Source organism: Caballeronia sp. AZ1_KS37, from assembly GCF_023631165.1.
Taxonomy (GTDB): Bacteria; Pseudomonadota; Gammaproteobacteria; order Burkholderiales; family Burkholderiaceae; genus Caballeronia; species Caballeronia zhejiangensis.
The window spans coordinates 190,432-205,325 of sequence record NZ_JALQDP010000024.1 but is presented as its reverse complement, the minus strand read 5'-3'; the positions used below and the strand labels follow the sequence as shown (position 1 = coordinate 205,325).

The 14,894-nt window shown below is 63.3% G+C and carries 14 protein-coding genes and 1 pseudogene; 11 read left to right on the top strand and 4 right to left on the bottom strand.

The features are described from left to right. Nucleotides 1-85: 85 nt before the first annotated feature. From NCS00_RS14205 to NCS00_RS14195, 3 genes and pseudogenes are all read left to right on the top strand, one after another. A pseudogene (locus tag NCS00_RS14205) lies at nt 86-715 on the top strand (glutamine amidotransferase); the annotation flags it as partial. Between the two features lie 91 nt (nt 716-806). Next, the gene (locus NCS00_RS14200) at nt 807-1,919 is read left to right on the top strand and encodes an NADH:flavin oxidoreductase/NADH oxidase (RefSeq protein WP_250440320.1); all 1,113 of its coding nucleotides are present in this window, start codon (nt 807-809) and stop codon (nt 1,917-1,919) included. Nucleotides 1,920-2,047: 128 nt separating this feature from the next. Continuing rightward, a complete protein-coding gene (locus NCS00_RS14195) occupies nt 2,048-2,569 on the top strand; it encodes an SET domain-containing protein (RefSeq protein WP_075583516.1) in 522 nt (173 codons plus the stop codon). 50 nt (nt 2,570-2,619) lie between these two features. On the opposite strand, the gene NCS00_RS14190 is transcribed toward NCS00_RS14195, so the two are convergent. Both NCS00_RS14190 and NCS00_RS14185 read right to left on the bottom strand, forming a co-directional pair. Next, nucleotides 2,620-4,074 carry a sensor histidine kinase gene (locus NCS00_RS14190; protein WP_175979872.1) on the bottom strand — a complete coding sequence of 485 codons (1,455 nt, stop codon included), beginning with the start codon at nt 4,072-4,074 and terminating at the stop codon, nt 2,620-2,622. Nucleotides 4,075-4,154: 80 nt separating this feature from the next. Next, nucleotides 4,155-4,841, bottom strand: a complete 687-nt coding sequence (locus NCS00_RS14185; protein WP_008352418.1) for a response regulator transcription factor — start codon at nt 4,839-4,841, stop codon at nt 4,155-4,157. A gap of 178 nt (nt 4,842-5,019) precedes the next feature. Between NCS00_RS14185 and NCS00_RS14180 the strand changes: the two genes are divergently transcribed. Both NCS00_RS14180 and NCS00_RS14175 read left to right on the top strand, forming a co-directional pair. Next, nucleotides 5,020-5,250, top strand: coding sequence for a DUF3717 domain-containing protein (locus NCS00_RS14180; protein WP_008352420.1), 231 nt, complete (start codon nt 5,020-5,022; stop codon nt 5,248-5,250). 249 nt (nt 5,251-5,499) lie between these two features. Next, complete coding sequence (locus NCS00_RS14175) at nt 5,500-6,006, top strand: Lrp/AsnC family transcriptional regulator (protein ID WP_008352422.1); 507 nt, start codon at nt 5,500-5,502, stop codon at nt 6,004-6,006. On the opposite strand, the gene NCS00_RS14170 is transcribed toward NCS00_RS14175, so the two are convergent. Together NCS00_RS14170 and NCS00_RS14165 are read right to left on the bottom strand one after the other, a co-directional pair. Next, nucleotides 5,961-6,494, bottom strand: coding sequence for a class IV adenylate cyclase (locus NCS00_RS14170; protein WP_008352423.1), 534 nt, complete (start codon nt 6,492-6,494; stop codon nt 5,961-5,963). The genes NCS00_RS14175 and NCS00_RS14170 overlap by 46 nt on opposite strands. Nucleotides 6,495-6,600: 106 nt before the next feature. Next, the gene (locus NCS00_RS14165; protein ID WP_008352425.1) at nt 6,601-7,503 is read right to left on the bottom strand and encodes a LysR family transcriptional regulator; all 903 of its coding nucleotides are present in this window, start codon (nt 7,501-7,503) and stop codon (nt 6,601-6,603) included. 131 nt (nt 7,504-7,634) lie between these two features. Between NCS00_RS14165 and NCS00_RS14160 the strand changes: the two genes are divergently transcribed. The 6 genes from NCS00_RS14160 (at nt 7,635) to NCS00_RS14135 (ending at nt 14,448) form a co-directional block, all read left to right on the top strand. Continuing rightward, entirely contained in the window at nt 7,635-9,311 is a 1,677-nt protein-coding gene (locus tag NCS00_RS14160; RefSeq protein WP_250440319.1) for a GMC family oxidoreductase, read from the top strand. A 348-nt stretch (nt 9,312-9,659) separates the two neighbouring features. Continuing rightward, the gene (locus NCS00_RS14155) at nt 9,660-10,439 is read left to right on the top strand and encodes an ABC transporter ATP-binding protein (protein WP_008352429.1); all 780 of its coding nucleotides are present in this window, start codon (nt 9,660-9,662) and stop codon (nt 10,437-10,439) included. Next, complete coding sequence (locus NCS00_RS14150) at nt 10,436-11,197, top strand: ABC transporter ATP-binding protein (RefSeq protein ID WP_008352430.1); 762 nt, start codon at nt 10,436-10,438, stop codon at nt 11,195-11,197. The genes NCS00_RS14155 and NCS00_RS14150 overlap by 4 nt, the downstream gene beginning before the upstream one ends. Before the next feature lie 78 nt (nt 11,198-11,275). Further along, on the top strand, nt 11,276-12,496 hold the full coding sequence (locus tag NCS00_RS14145) for an ABC transporter substrate-binding protein (protein WP_008352431.1): 1,221 nt from the start codon (nt 11,276-11,278) through the stop codon (nt 12,494-12,496). 96 nt (nt 12,497-12,592) lie between these two features. Further along, entirely contained in the window at nt 12,593-13,477 is an 885-nt protein-coding gene (locus NCS00_RS14140; protein ID WP_008352432.1) for a branched-chain amino acid ABC transporter permease, read from the top strand. Next, the gene (locus tag NCS00_RS14135) at nt 13,477-14,448 is read left to right on the top strand and encodes a branched-chain amino acid ABC transporter permease (RefSeq protein ID WP_008352433.1); all 972 of its coding nucleotides are present in this window, start codon (nt 13,477-13,479) and stop codon (nt 14,446-14,448) included. The genes NCS00_RS14140 and NCS00_RS14135 overlap by 1 nt, the downstream gene beginning before the upstream one ends. Nucleotides 14,449-14,894: the final 446 nt, after the last annotated feature.

Sequence of the window (14,894 nt, the reverse complement as noted above, 5' to 3'; positions counted from 1 at the left end):
CAGGCGCGGGCTCGCTTACAAGGCGGGCAGGCGGTAGCCCACCGACCCCACGCTAGTAGGGAGCCCCCGCCACGGGGGGGGGGGGTATGTGGAGGGCGGGCGCGGGCGCATCGATGCGCCCAATCCGCTCGATCCTTCCTTGCTCGTCGTTCTCGGCGGTCCGATCGGGGCTTTTGAAGACGCGCACTATCCGCATCTCGCGCCGCTGCTTTCGATGCTCGAAAAGCGCATCGCGGCGGGCTTGCCGACCATCGGCATCTGTCTCGGCTCGCAACTGATCGCGCGTGCGCTCGGCGCGCGGGTGTATCCGTCGGGGAAGCTGGAGCTCGGCTGGTCGCCGCTCACGCTGACCGACGCGGGACGCGCGTCCGCGCTGCGGCATCTCGAAGCCGAAGGCGCGTCCGTGCCCGTCTTTCACTGGCACGGCGATACCTTCGATCTCCCCAAAGACGCGACTCTGCTCGCATCGACAGATATGTGTGCGCATCAGGCGTTCACCTGGGGCGAGCACGTGCTCGCGCTGCAGTGTCATCCGGAAGTGCTCGTCGAGCGCTTCGAGAGCTGGCTCGTCGCCTATCCGGGCGATGTCGCGAAAAGCGGCACGACGGTCGCCGCGTTGCGCGAGGAAACCGCGCGTCACGGCGCGAAGCTCGAACGCGCCGCCCGCGCGATGTTCGGCGAGTGGCTCGATCGCTTCACCGTGGATGCGCGCTGAACGTGTGATGGTATGAGCCATCGGCGTTTCTGCGTGTCGTGAAGGGCGGTGCTATTCTCGATCGCTTCATTTCCATCGACGAGTCACCGCCATGAGCGCGTTGTTCACACCCACGACCCTACGCGGTCTCGAACTTCCGAACCGCATCTTCGTATCGCCGATGTGCCAGTACTCCGCCGAGCGCGGCGAGGCCACGGCATGGCACATGATCCATCTCGGCCAGCTCGCGTTGTCGGGCGCGGGCATGCTGTTCATCGAGGCGACGGCCGTCGAGCCGGACGGACGCATCACGGCGGGCGATCTCGGTCTCTGGGACGATGTCACCGAAGCCGCGCTGCGTCCCGTGCTCGCCGCCATCCGCCAGTATTCGAAGATCGCGGTGACGATGCAGTTGTCTCACGCGGGCCGCAAGGCATCGAGCCGCAAGCCGTGGGAAGGGGGAGCGCTGGTTTCCGTCGCCGATGGCGGGTGGATGACCTACGCGCCGTCGTCCGTTCCGCATAAGCCCGAAGAAACGCCGCCGCTCGCGCTCGACGCCGCCGGTCTCGTCCGCGTGAAGGAAGCGTTCGTCGCGTCGGCGAAGCGGGCTGCGCGGCTCGGCATCGACGGCATCGAAGTGCATTGCGCGCATGGTTATCTGCTGCATCAGTTTCTGTCGCCGATCGCCAATCAGCGCACCGACGAATACGGCGGCTCGCTCGAAAACCGCATGCGCTATCCGCTCGAAATCTTCGATGCCGTGCGCGCCGCGTTCCCGGCCGACAAACCCGTCGGCGTGCGCGTTTCGGCGACCGACTGGGTCGAAGGCGGTTGGAGCATCGAAGACACGATCGCGTTCGCAGCGGAGTTGAAGAAGCGCGGCGTCGACTGGATCGATGTATCGTCGGGCGGCGTTTCGCCGTTGCAGAAGATTCCGTTGTCGTCGGGCTATCAGGTGCCGTTCGCGCAGGCCGTGAAGGAAGCGACGGGCGTGAATACTGTCGCCGTCGGACTGATTACGGAGGCGAAGGAAGCAGAAGAAATCGTGGCGAGCGGCAAGGCGGACTACGTCGCGATGGCGCGCGCGATGCTCTACGATCCGCGCTGGCCGTGGCACGCCGCCGCCGAGCTCGGCGCGACCGTCACGGCGCCGCCGCAGTACTGGCGCTCGCAGCCGCGCGACCAGAAGAACCTCTTTGGCGAGATCACAATCGGCCAGCGCTGAAACGTTGCGCGCATCGCCCGGACGGTTGAGCAGACGCGCGCCGGGAGTGTAGGATACCGGTGTGTTGGACGCGAGCGTTCAACGAGCGAACGCGGCGGCATCGAAGCCACCGCGTTTTTTTTGTCCCGATGTTCATCCCCGATCGCGCGGGAGCGAAGCGTTATTTAAGGATTCGTTCGATGAGTTCACGCAGGGTCACCGTTCGCCGCTCCGGTGTGCACGGTAAAGGCGTGTTTGCCGTGAAGCCGATCGCCGCCGGCGAGAAGGTGATGGAGTACAAGGGCGAGCGCATTTCGTGGAAGGAAGCGCTGCGCCGCCATCCGCACAATCCCGACGAGCCGAATCACACGTTCTACTTCGCACTCGACGATGGCCGTGTGATCGACGGCAAGATCGAAGGCAACAGCGCGAAGTACATCAATCATTCGTGCGCGCCGAATTGCGAGGCCGAGGAAGTCGAAGGGCGCGTGTTCATCCACGCGCTGCGCGACATCGAGGCGGATGAAGAGCTGAATTACGACTACGGTCTCGTCATCGACGGCCGCATCACCAAGAAGCTCAAGAAAGAATACGAATGCCGATGCGGCGCGAAGAAATGCCGCGGCACGATGCTCGCGCTGAAAGAAGAGAAGGCGAAAAAGAAGAAGTAAGCCGCGCTTAAGACCGGACAGAGCCACGGACCGAAACCCGTGGCTCTTTTTTATTCCGCCGCCGGTTTGTCTTCCTTCAGCGGCATGCGCACGATGAAGCGCGCGCCGCCTTCGGGCGCATCTTCGTAATGCACCGTGCCGCCGTGCAGCACCATGATGTCGTGAACGATCGCGAGTCCGAGGCCCGCGCCGCCTTCGACGTTTTGCCCGTCGCCGCGGAAAAAGCGCTTGAAGAGATCGCCTTGCTGATCCGGCGGCACGCCTGGTCCGTTGTCTTCCACGACGACTTCGCCGAAGCGCCGGCCGTTCGCGTCGCTCCATTCCGTGACCGACATCGTGATGCGCGCGCCTTCGATGCGAAACGGCGGAATGTACTTGAGCGCGTTGTCGATCAGATTCGCGAGCACCTCACGCGCGAGCACGACATTGCCGCGCACGATCAGCGGATGTTCGTTCTCGGGATCGTCGAGGCGCTGAAAACCGAGATCGACGTGTGCGGCGAGGGCGCGCGGCACCCATTCCGCGCCGGTTTCGAACGCGAGCGCGGCCAGATCGAAATCGGAAAAGCGCGCCGCCTGTTCGCCCGGCTCGGCGCGCGCGAGCGAAAGCAATTGATTCGACAGCCGCACCGCCCGGTCCGCCGATGCGCGCAACTCCTTCACCGCTTCGACGGCCTTCGCGGGATCGCGCGAACTGAGCGCCTGCTCGGCGTGCAGCTTGACCGCCGTCAGCGGCGTGCGCAGTTGATGCGCGGCGTCGGCGATGAACTTGCGTTGCGCATCGAGCGCGCTTTGCAGGCGCACGAGCAGGCCGTTCATCGCGCTCGTGAGCGGGCGGATTTCGCTCGGCACGTAAGTCTCGTCGACAGGTTCGAGCGAGATGTGCGTCTGCTGATTGAGCGCGTCGGCGAGATCGGTGAGCGGGTTCAACTGCTGATTCACGACGCGCCACACGATCACCCATCCGGCGAGCAGCAGCAACAGCAGCGGCATCATGATCGCGATGAGAAATTCGACCGCGATCCGATATCGCGAACCCACGCGTTGCGCCACTTCGACGACGATCGGATTGCCCGTCGGCTGCGGCACGCGCACTTGCGCCGCGCGCACGGAGACGCCCTCGAAGTGCGTCTCGAAGACGTACGCGTAGTGAATGCGCCGCACGTTGGTGCCGGTGAGCGGCAGATCGGGTTCCCCGGCGATTTCCTCATCGCCCGTGCTGATGCGGTAGATGAGTTGCTCGACGGGATCCGAGAACATCGCCTGCGCGAGCGGCGGCACGGTGACGGGCGCATCGACGCCGGCGAGCTGGATCTGCTTGGAGATGGCCGTCGCGAGATCCGCGAGCGAGCGGTCGACGACGTGCTGCGTGTATTGCCACGCGAGCCAGTAGGCCATGAGGCCGGACATCAGCGCGAGCAGGGACAGCGGCGCGGCGAGGCGGCGCAGGAGCGTGCGCCGCAGACTCGGCGGCGCCGGCGTCTCGGCGGCTTTCGACCGCGCCAGATCGAGCCAGTCTTCGCGGGCGAAACGCTGGTCGCCCGCGCGGCGAGTGGGAAATCGCAAGGCGTTTTACGGCAGAAGCGTTACGCCGCTTGCCGGATCTCCTGAAGCAGATAGCCGAAGCCGCGCACCGTCACGATTTCCACGCGCGTGTTCTCGAGTTTCTTGCGCACGCGATGCACATACACTTCGATGGCCGTATCGCCGAGATCGCCGCCGAAGTGCGTCAGATGATCCTGCAACTGCGCCTTGCTCACGACGCGGCCGTGACGCAGCAACAGCATTTCGAGCACGGCGAATTCGCGCGGCGAGAGTTCGAGCGGACGCTCGTCGTTGAAGATGCGGCGATCGACGCCCGATAGGCGCAAGCCGCCGAGCGACACTTCGGGGCGTGGCACGTCGCCGTGCGGGCCGCTGCGTCGCATCACCGCGCGGATACGCGCTTCGAGTTCCTGCGGCTCGAACGGCTTCAGCATGTAGTCGTCGGCGCCGCTGTTCAGGCCTTGCACGCGGTCGTGCAGTTCATCGCGCGCGGTGAGGATGATCACCGGCGTGTGACGATTGCCCTGGCGGAAACGCGAAAGCAGCGTCATGCCGTCGATGCCGGGCAGGCCGAGATCGAGAATGACGAGCTCGTGGCGGTTCTGCGCGAGCGCCTGTTCGGCGAAGATGCCGTCGTGCACCATGTCGACCGTGAAGCCGGATTGTTCGAGGCTGCTTTGAATGCCGCGCGCGATGGGGCGGTCGTCTTCGATCAGAAGGATTCGCATGGAGTCGCTCAAGTACAATGGGTTGAGCTCTAGCGGGCGGGGCGGTCGGCGGCATGGTCACATGCGCGGCGTGCGGCGCGGGCTCGAGCCGGTTCAAAACTCACATCTCATGCGGCGTGCGCGACCTGTTTTTCTGAAGCCGCGACCGGCCGTACACCGAATGTATTTCTGCCCGGACATGGCTGTCATCCCGATCCACGAACTCGAAGCCGCGATCAACTACTGGCGCGGCCGCTCCCCGTCGAGCGGCGACGAACTCAGCCTCTGCAAGGAAGCGAGCGCGCTGTCCAGGCCCTATGCGCTGCTGATTGTACAGCGTCAATCCGGGCTGCCGCCCGAGCAACTGGACGACGAGGCTCGCGCCGCCTGGGAAGCTTACGAGCGCTTCAGGAATGGTAGTCGAGACTGAAAGGTAACTGACGATCGAGCTTTCTATTTGCTGTTCTAAGGCTTGCGTTTATCCCAAATTCGCGTCTTTCCGTATGAAATCCGGCCTTCCGCGGTGTCATGGTTGGTAACATGCGCGTTACCTTGTTTGCCGCTGCAAGGAATTCGTAAAACGCGCGCGAAACGGCCCCTCTGCGCAAAGGGTTTGTGAGGGCACCCGCTGCCATGCGATAAAGTCGCATACATCACGGCTACCGCGCATATCCGCCTCATGCTCGAACTCGATCATTTCGACCTCGCCCTGCTCGACGTGCTTCAACGCTTCGGGCGCGCGACGCATCAGCAACTGGGCGAGCAGGTGCCGCTTTCGCCGTCGCAGATCGGGCGGCGCCTGCAGCGCCTCGAAGCGACGGGCGTGATCGAAGGATATCGGGTGGTGTTGCGGCCCGAAAAGCTCGGCCTGGGCGTGACGGCGTTCACGAGTTTGAAGCTGAAGCATCACGGCGATTCGATCATCGAGCAGTTTCAGCAGCAGATCGAAATGCTGCCCGAAGTGCTCGAATGTCACGCGACCGTCGGCGATGCGGATTACCTGCTGCGCATCGTCGCGCCCGATCTGAACGCGCTTTCAGGCTTCGTCATGAAGAAGCTGATGCGCGTGCCGGGCGTCGACAGCGTGCGCTCGAACATCGTGCTGACGACGTTCAAGCGCAACGGTCCGCTGCCGCTTTCTCATCTCGCCGACGACGACGCCTCGGGACTGAGCAAATCGACGTAAGCGAGCGGCACGAGATCGGTCTGCGCCACGCCGAGACGCGCGAACATCGCGTGAGCTTCTTCTTCGCCGCCGGCTTCGTCGTCGTCCTGGCCGAGCACCACTTCCAGCTCGATGAAATCGCCGAGACCGTCCACGCGGTCCAGATGAATGCGCGTGCGCCCGACGAGAAACACATGCCGTTCCTTCGAGACAATGCCGCGCGTCGTCAGCGCCTGCGCGAGCAGCGCGTGCATCGCCTCGGGATTCGTCACCGGGCTGCGCGTGTAATACGAGACTTTCGGACCGTCGCGGTCGTCGCGCTGATAAAAGATCAGCTCGGATGGCGTGCCGTCGTCGAACTGGCGCAGCTTGAGGCGTCCGGTCGGCACGTCGTAGAAGAAGTCTTGCTGGCGGAAAACCAGCGGCGCATCGGGGGCGAGCGCGGCCGCGCGTTCGCGCAGTGCGTCGAACTGATGCGCGCGCGCCTTGATTTCGATGTTGCGTGCCATGAAGACTCCTCGAACACGGTTGGATGTAAAAAAGCGAGCGCCCAGCCTAGCAGACGATCGATGAAGCGCGCTTGAAAGTCCTTGCCCGCGAAGTCGGGATTTGCCCTCAGACGGACCATTGCGCGTCGATCAAACGCAGCGCCGCCGCGATCGCCGGTTCATCGCGACGTTCCGCGAGCGCGACGAAGGACAACTGCGTCGGCACCGTGACGCCTTCGACGATCGTCAGCGCGTGTGCGTGCGCCTGCGCCAGCGCGATCGAATCGCGCGCGAGCGACAGACCGACGCCCGATTTCACGAGATCGAGCATCGACGGCTCCTGATCCACTTCCGCGACGACGAGCGGCATCGCGCCCGCCTCGCGGAAGAGGCGCGACAACAGCCGGTTATGCGCGGATTCCTGCGGCGTCCAGATCCACGGCAGCTTGGCGAGCGCGGCCCAGTTGCGCTTGCCCTTGTTGACGCGGTTGTGCCAGCCCGCCGGCGCAAGCACGCGATACAGAAATGGCGTCAGCCTGACGACGTGAAAGCGCTCGCCGTCGCGCGTGCCGTCGACGGCCGGATCGCCGATGTAATAGCCGACGTCCAGATCACGCGCCCTCACGCGCTCCAGCACCCAGCCCGACATGCCGTGCCGCAATGACGTCTCGATGCGCGGATGCGTCTCCACGAGCTGGCGCAAAAATCCGCCGAGCCGCAGAAACTCGGGATCGAGAATCGTGCCGATGCGCAGCGTGCCGCTCACTTCGTGACGCAGCGCAGCAGCGGCGCGCTGCACGTCGGCGGCGGCTGCGAGCGCGCGTTCGGCGTGCGGCAGGAGCGCTTCGCCATCGCGCGTCAGCAAAAGTCCGTGCGACGTCCGCGAAAACAGGACGACGCCCAGCATCTCCTGCAGATTCTTGATCTGCAGGCTGACGGCCGGCTGCGTCAGATGCAGTTGCGCCGCCGCGCGCGTGAGGTTGCCTTCGCGTGCAACGGTGATGAAGGCGCGCAGAAGAATGTAGTCCATCGGCTGATATTAAAGCTTCTTATATCCCAGTTGAACATATCTGATTGGATTCGCAAGCGCATCCCGCAGTACGCTCGGTTGATCTGCAAGCCAAAGACGCCGCACAAGACGGCGCGCCACGGAGACAAGCGATGAAACAGAACGCGCGCAAGCTGGAAGGTGAATTCGACTACATTGTGGTCGGCGCGGGCACGGCGGGTTGCGTGCTCGCGAATCGCCTAACCGAAGATCCCGACGTGAACGTGCTGCTGCTCGAAGCGGGCGGCAAGGACGACTATCACTGGATTCATATTCCGGTCGGCTATCTGTATTGCATCGGCAATCCGCGCACGGACTGGCTTTACAAGACGCAGGCCGAACCGGGCCTGAACGGACGCGCGCTGTCGTATCCGCGCGGGCGCGTGCTCGGTGGATGCTCGTCGATCAACGGCATGATCTACATGCGCGGCCAGCGCGAGGACTACGACGACTGGGCGCATGTCAGCGGCGATCCGAACTGGTCGTGGGATTCCGTGCTGCCCATCTTCAAGCGCAGCGAGGATCATCACGGCGGCGGCAATCAGTGGCACGGCGCGGGCGGCGAATGGCGCGTCGAGAAGCAGCGTCTGAAGTGGAAGATTCTCGAAACCTTCGCGCAGGCCGCGCAGCAGAGCGGCATTCCCGCGACCGATGACTTCAATCGCGGCGACAACACGGGCGTCGGTTATTTCGAAGTGAATCAGCGCGGCGGCATTCGCTGGAATGCGGCGAAGGCCTTTCTCCGTGAAGCGATGAAGCGTCCGAACCTCACGACGATCACCGGCGCGCACACGCAACGCCTCGTGTTCGAAGGCGCGCGCTGCGTCGGCGTGGAGTATCGCGGCGGCGATGTCGATTACATCGCGCGCGCGCGATGCGAAGTGATTCTCAGCGCGGGCGCGGTGAATTCGCCGCAGATTCTCGAACTCTCGGGCATCGGCAATGGCGCGCGTCTGCAGCGTCTCGGCATCGATGTCGTGAAGAGTCTGCGCGGCGTCGGCGAAAATCTGCAGGACCACTTGCAATTGCGCATGGCGTACAAGGTCAACGGCGTGCGCACGTTGAACACGTTGTCCGCGCATTGGTGGGGCAAGCTTTTCATCGGCATGCAATACGCGCTGTTGCGTAGCGGCCCGATGTCGATGGCGCCATCGCAGCTCGGCGCGTTCGCGAAGTCCAATCCCGACGATGCATCGATCAAGCGCCCCGACGTGCAGTATCACGTTCAGCCCTTGTCGCTCGAACGCTTCGGCGAACCGCTGCACGCGTTCAATGCGTTCACGGCATCCGTGTGCAATCTGCGGCCGACATCACGCGGCAGCGTGCATATCGAATCGCCCGATGCCCATGGGGCGCCGCTGATCGCGCCGAATTATCTGTCGACGGACCGCGACCGCGAAGTCGCCGCGAATGCGTTGCGCCTCACGCGGCGCATCGCCGGCGCGCCCGCGCTCGCGCGTTATGCGCCGGAAGAGATCTTGCCCGGCATTCAGTTTCAGACGCAGGAAGAACTCGTCGAAGCGGCGGGCAAGGTCGGCACGACGATCTTTCATCCGGTCGGCACATGCCGCATGGGCACGGACAACGATCCGGGGGCGGTCGTCGACAGCCGCCTGCGCGTGATCGGCGTTCGCGGCCTGCGCGTCGTCGATGCATCGGTGATGCCGACGATCACATCGGGCAATACGAATTCGCCGACGCTGATGATCGCCGAGCGCGCGAGCGACATGATCCGCGAAGACCGGCGCAGCGTCGAAGCGCAGGAAGTGATCGCGACGGCGCTCGCGTGACGCGATGAATGACGTATGCATGACGCGCGCATGACGCTCGATCAGTCATCGCTTATTTGCGCCCTGCATAAGCATTCCCCATGCCCCCATAACGTGCATGCGGCGGGACTCCAAGCAAATCGTTAGTAAGTGCAAATCCCAATGATTGCGCTGCATCATTGGCGCGACAATGGCCCCGGAATTAGTGATGCTCGGCATGCCACGTGCACACTTTGTGCGGCCGCAACAGCGACGCGCGAAGCGAAGCAGTACCGGAATGGAGACAACGTTCGGGTGCGCGCGGAAAGAAAAAATAAGGCGCAGGCGAACAGAGTTTGCCCCAGCGTCTCACTTCGCATGGAAGGGGACATGATTCTCGGCGACACCATTCTTGAAACGCGAGGACTCACGAAGGAATTCAAAGGCTTCACGGCCGTGAATGGCGTGAACCTGCGCGTTCGCCGCGGTTCGATCCATGCGCTGATCGGACCGAACGGCGCAGGCAAGACAACCTGCTTCAACCTGCTCACCAAATTTCTCGAACCCACTGCGGGCCAGATCGTTTTCAACGGCACGGACATCACGCGCGAGCGGCCGGCGCATATCGCGCGGCGCGGCATCATCCGCTCGTTTCAGATTTCCGCCGTGTTTCCGCATCTGACCGTGCTGCAGAACGTGCGTATCGGCTTGCAGCGGCAACTGGGTACGTCGTTTCATTTCTGGCGCAGCGAGCGTTCTCTCGACGCGCTCAACGACCGCGCGATGGATCTGCTCACGCAAGTCGGCCTCACCGATTTCGCCGATACCAAAACTGTCGAGCTTTCGTACGGCCGCAAGCGCGCGCTGGAGATCGCGACCACGCTGTCGATGGAGCCCGAACTCATGCTCCTCGACGAACCGACGCAAGGCATGGGCCACGAAGACGTCGACCGCGTGACGGCGCTCATCAAGAAAGTATCGGCGGGCCGCACCATCCTGATGGTCGAGCACAACATGAACGTCATCGCGGGCATCTCCGACACCATCACCGTGCTTCAGCGCGGCGAAGTGCTGGCCGAAGGCAGCTACGCGGAAGTGTCGAAGAATCCGCTCGTGATGGAAGCCTACATGGGCAGCGCCGATGCGGCGCTCACCGGAGCGCATGCATGAGTACGATCGTGGAGGAGCGCCGCTCGCGCGAGGCGAACGGCGCGGCGGGCAATGTGCCCGCGCTGGAAATCTCGGGATTGCAGGCGTGGTACGGGGAATCGCACATTCTGCATGGCGTGGACCTCAAGGTGAATCGCGGCGAAGTGGTCACGCTGCTCGGCCGCAACGGCGCGGGCCGCACGACGACGCTGCGCGCCATCATGGGCCTGACCGGGCGCAGAACGGGCTCGATTCGCGTCGCGGGACACGAAACCATCGGGCTCGCCACACACAAGATCGCGCATTACGGGGTCGGCTATTGTCCGGAGGAGCGCGGCATTTTTTCGAGCTTGTCGTGCGAGGAAAACCTGCTGTTGCCGCCGCTCATCGGCAAGCAGAAGGACGCGATGTCGCTCGACGAGATCTATTCGATGTTCCCGAACCTGAAAGAGCGCCGCGCGAGCCAGGGCACGCGTCTTTCGGGCGGCGAGCAGCAGATGCTGGCCGTCGCGCGCATTCTGCGCACGGGCGCGAATCTGCTTCTGCTCGATGAAATCTCGGAAGGTCTCGCGCCGGTCATCGTGCAGACACTCGCGCGCATGATCCTCATGCTGAAGTCGCGCGGCTACACGATCGTCATGGTCGAACAGAATTTTCGTTTCGCGGCGCCGCTCGCGGACCGCTTTTACGTGATGGAGCACGGAAACATCGTCGAGCATTTCGGCGCGGGGGAACTCGAAGCGAAGATGCCGGTGCTGCACGAATTGCTCGGGGTGTAATCGATCCCGAACGCGGCACGCCGGAAAGAAGGGCAACACCAGTAACACCGCAACAAATCAAAACTCATGGAGACTGGAATGAAAAAGAAGACCCTCGCGCGCCTCTCTACTCTGTGCTTTGCGGCTGCGGCGGCGAGTGTGGCGGTGATGAGCACGAGCGCCAACGCCGCCGACGGCAACACCGTGAAGATCGGTTTCGTCACCGACATGTCGGGCCTCTACGCGGACATCGACGGCCAGGGCGGCCTCGAAGCCATTCGCATGGCGATCGCGGACTTCGGCGGCAAGGTGAACGGCAAGCCGATCGAACTCGTCTATGCGGATCACCAGAACAAGGCGGATATCGCGGCATCGCGCGCGCGTGAATGGATCGACCGCGACGGCGTGAACGCGATCATCGGCGGCACGAATTCGGCGACGGCGCTCTCGACCGCGCAAGTCGCGGCGGAGAAGAAGACGCCGTACATCAACATCGGCGCGGGCGCGGACAACCTGACCAACGAGCAATGCTCGCCGTACACGGTGCACTACGCGTACGACACGATGGCGCTCGCGAAAGGCACCGGTTCCGCGGTGACGAAGCAGGGCGGCAAGACGTGGTACTTCCTCACCGCCGACTATGCGTTCGGCAAGGCGCTCGAAAAGAATACGGCCGACGTCGTGAAGGCGAACGGCGGCCAGGTGCTCGGCGAAGTGCGTCATCCGCTGTCGGCGTCGGACTTCTCGTCGTTCCTGCTGCAGGCGCAGGGATCGAAGGCGCAGGTGCTCGGCCTCGCGAACGCGGGCGGCGACACGATCAACTCGATCAAGGCCGCGAAGGAATTCGGCATCACCAAGTCGATGAAGATCGCCGCGCTGCTCATCTTCATCAACGATATCCACAGCCTCGGGCTCGAAACGACGCAGGGTCTCGTCCTGACGGACAGCTGGTACTGGAACAAGGATGAGAACACGCGCAAATGGGCGCAGCGCTACTTCGGCAAGATGAAGAAGATGCCGTCGAGCCTGCAGGCAGCGGACTATTCCGCCGTGATGGCCTACCTGAACGCGGTGAAGGCCGCGGGCACGACCGACGGCGACAAGATCATGGCGCAGCTCAAGAAGACGAAGATCGACGACTTCTACGCGAAGGGCTACATCCGCGAAGACGGTTCGATGATCCACGACATGTATCTGATGGAAGTGAAGAAGCCGTCGGAATCGAAGGAGCCGTGGGACTACTACAAGATCACCGCGACGATTCCGGGCGATCAGGCGTTCGGCACGAAGGCGGAGTCGCGCTGCAAGCTCTGGAAGTAAGCGTTCGGCGGTGCTTCAGCGCGTTCGCGAGGCGGGCGGCCAAGAGGACCGCTCGGCCGCCGCAACCGCGTCAACACGTTTCTGACGGCAGGTTCAATGGAAATTTTCGGCATTCCACTCGCCGCGATGATGAGCCAGCTGCTGCTCGGGCTGGTGAACGGCTCGTTCTACGCGATCCTGAGCCTCGGGCTCGCGGTGATCTTCGGCTTGCTCAACGTCATCAACTTCGCGCACGGCGCGCTCTTCATGCTGGGCGCGATGCTCGCATGGATGGGCGCTTCCTACTTCAACGTCCCGTACTGGGCGATGCTCGTGCTCGCGCCCGTCATCGTCGGGCTGTTCGGCGTTTTCGTCGAGCGATCGATGCTGCGCTGGCTCTACAAGCTCGATCATCTCTACGGGCTGCTGCTCACGTTCGGCCTCACGCTCGTGATCGAAGGCGTGTTTCGCTCGATCTACGGTTCGTCGGGGCAGCCTTACGACGTGCCGTCGCTGCTGCAAGGCGCGACCAATCTCGGCTTCATGTTCCTGCCGAACTATCGCGCGTGGGTGGTCGTGGCGTCGCTCGTCGTGTGTTTCGCGACGTGGTTCGTGATCGAGAAGACGCGCGTCGGCGCTTATCTGCGCGCGGGCACGGAGAATCCGAAGCTCGTCGAGGCGTTCGGCGTCAACGTGCCGATGATGATTACGCTCACCTACGGCTTCGGCGTCGCGCTCGCGGCGTTCGCGGGCGTGCTTGCGGCGCCGGTGATTCAGGTGTCGCCGCTGATGGGCCAGTCGATGATCATCACGGTGTTCGCGGTGGTCGTGATCGGCGGCATGGGTTCGATCATGGGCTCGATCCTCACGGGTCTCTTGCTCGGCGTGATCGAAGGCTTGACGCGCGTGTTCTATCCGGAAGCGTCCGCGACGGTCGTCTTCGTCATCATGGCGATCGTGTTGATGATTCGCCCGGCAGGATTCTTCGGCAAGGAAAAATGATGCAGAGAAAAGCGCTCTACGGCCTGTTGCTGATCGGCCTGATCGTGGCGCCGTTCGTCGGCGTGTATCCGCTGTTCATGATGAAAGTGCTGTGCTTCGCGCTCTTCGCGGCCGCGTTCAATTTGCTGATCGGCTATACGGGGCTGCTGTCGTTCGGGCACGCGATGTTCCTCTCTTCCGCGGGCTACGTGGCCGGCTACGCGATCCAGACGCTCAACTTCACGCCGGAGCTCGGCGTGCTCGCGGGCACGGCGGCGGCGACGCTGCTCGGTCTCGTCGCCGGCCTGATCGCGATTCGGCGCCAGGGCATCTACTTCGCGATGGTCACGCTCGCGCTCGCGCAGATGGTGTACTTCGTCTTCCTCCAGGCGCCGTTCACGCATGGCGAAGACGGTCTGCAAGGCGTGCCGCGCGGCAAGCTGTTCAACGCGATCGATCTGGGCAACGACATCACGCTGTATTACGTCGTGCTCGTGGTGATGCTGCTCGCGTTCGCGCTGATCGTGCGCATCGTGCATTCGCCGTTCGGGCAAGTGCTGATCGCGATCAAGGAGAACGAGCCGCGCGCTATTTCGCTCGGGTACGACACGTCGCGCTACAAGCTGCTCGCGTTCGTGCTGTCGGCGGGGCTCGCGGGTTTCGCGGGCGCGACGAAGACGCTCGTGCTCGGCTTCGAAACCCTCGGCGACGCGCACTGGACGATGTCCGGCCTCGTCGTGCTGATGACCCTCGTCGGCGGCATGAGCACGATGTTCGGCCCGCTGCTCGGCGCGGCGATCATCGTCGCGCTGGAAGACCGGCTCGGCGATATCGGCAGCGGCATCGCGCGGCTCACGGGCGTAACGTGGTTCAACTCGCTGGGCGAATCGGTGACGATCGTGACGGGCGTCATCTTCATCGCGTGCGTGCTGGCGTTCCGTCGCGGAATTGTCGGGGAGATCGTTGCGCGGGTTCGGCCGCTGCAAGGCTGAAGCGATTTACTTTGAATTGCGAATTAATTGGGGCTTCGCGAGAAGCGCGCTGTATTGCAAGAAATACGCCCCGTTGAGGTGCTTTTGTGCACCACTAGGGTAAATGCTAGGTTGCCGGGCACTGTTGCGTTCTTTAACATGCGTCCTAGTTCTGTTGCACCCAGATTTTTGAGGTGGAGAACGAGGAGACATGAGGCACGAAGTGCCCGACCGAAAAGCGCTGTTGGATGAGTCCAACAGCGCTTTTTTATTTGCCCGTCGATAATACGAATTAATCCCTCGACGGATTTAAGGCGGGGTTTTCCCGAGGGCTTAGGGATGCGTGCGGCGTCGTCGGAAAAGCGCTGAAAAAACAACGTTCGAAGCCCGGGAAGACCCTTCAAAACGCTTGCTGCCCGGCGCTTTCGTCCGCTAAACTGCATTTCCCGACCCGTCGGTCGGCGATT

What these genes read in the sequence shown, in the direction of transcription:
- NCS00_RS14200 (WP_250440320.1), top strand. Translation starts at nt 807, where the DNA reads ATGAGCGCGTTGTTCACACCCACGACCCTACGCGGTCTCGAACTTCCG.
- NCS00_RS14195 (WP_075583516.1), top strand. Translation starts at nt 2,048, where the DNA reads ATGTTCATCCCCGATCGCGCGGGAGCGAAGCGTTATTTAAGGATTCGT.
- NCS00_RS14185 (WP_008352418.1), bottom strand. Translation starts at nt 4,841, where the DNA reads ATGCGAATCCTTCTGATCGAAGACGACCGCCCCATCGCGCGCGGCATT.
- NCS00_RS14180 (WP_008352420.1), top strand. Translation starts at nt 5,020, where the DNA reads ATGGCTGTCATCCCGATCCACGAACTCGAAGCCGCGATCAACTACTGG.
- NCS00_RS14175 (WP_008352422.1), top strand. Translation starts at nt 5,500, where the DNA reads ATGCTCGAACTCGATCATTTCGACCTCGCCCTGCTCGACGTGCTTCAA.
- NCS00_RS14170 (WP_008352423.1), bottom strand. Translation starts at nt 6,494, where the DNA reads ATGGCACGCAACATCGAAATCAAGGCGCGCGCGCATCAGTTCGACGCA.
- NCS00_RS14165 (WP_008352425.1), bottom strand. Translation starts at nt 7,503, where the DNA reads ATGGACTACATTCTTCTGCGCGCCTTCATCACCGTTGCACGCGAAGGC.
- NCS00_RS14160 (WP_250440319.1), top strand. Translation starts at nt 7,635, where the DNA reads ATGAAACAGAACGCGCGCAAGCTGGAAGGTGAATTCGACTACATTGTG.
- NCS00_RS14155 (WP_008352429.1), top strand. Translation starts at nt 9,660, where the DNA reads ATGATTCTCGGCGACACCATTCTTGAAACGCGAGGACTCACGAAGGAA.
- NCS00_RS14150 (WP_008352430.1), top strand. Translation starts at nt 10,436, where the DNA reads ATGAGTACGATCGTGGAGGAGCGCCGCTCGCGCGAGGCGAACGGCGCG.
- NCS00_RS14145 (WP_008352431.1), top strand. Translation starts at nt 11,276, where the DNA reads ATGAAAAAGAAGACCCTCGCGCGCCTCTCTACTCTGTGCTTTGCGGCT.
- NCS00_RS14140 (WP_008352432.1), top strand. Translation starts at nt 12,593, where the DNA reads ATGGAAATTTTCGGCATTCCACTCGCCGCGATGATGAGCCAGCTGCTG.
- NCS00_RS14135 (WP_008352433.1), top strand. Translation starts at nt 13,477, where the DNA reads ATGCAGAGAAAAGCGCTCTACGGCCTGTTGCTGATCGGCCTGATCGTG.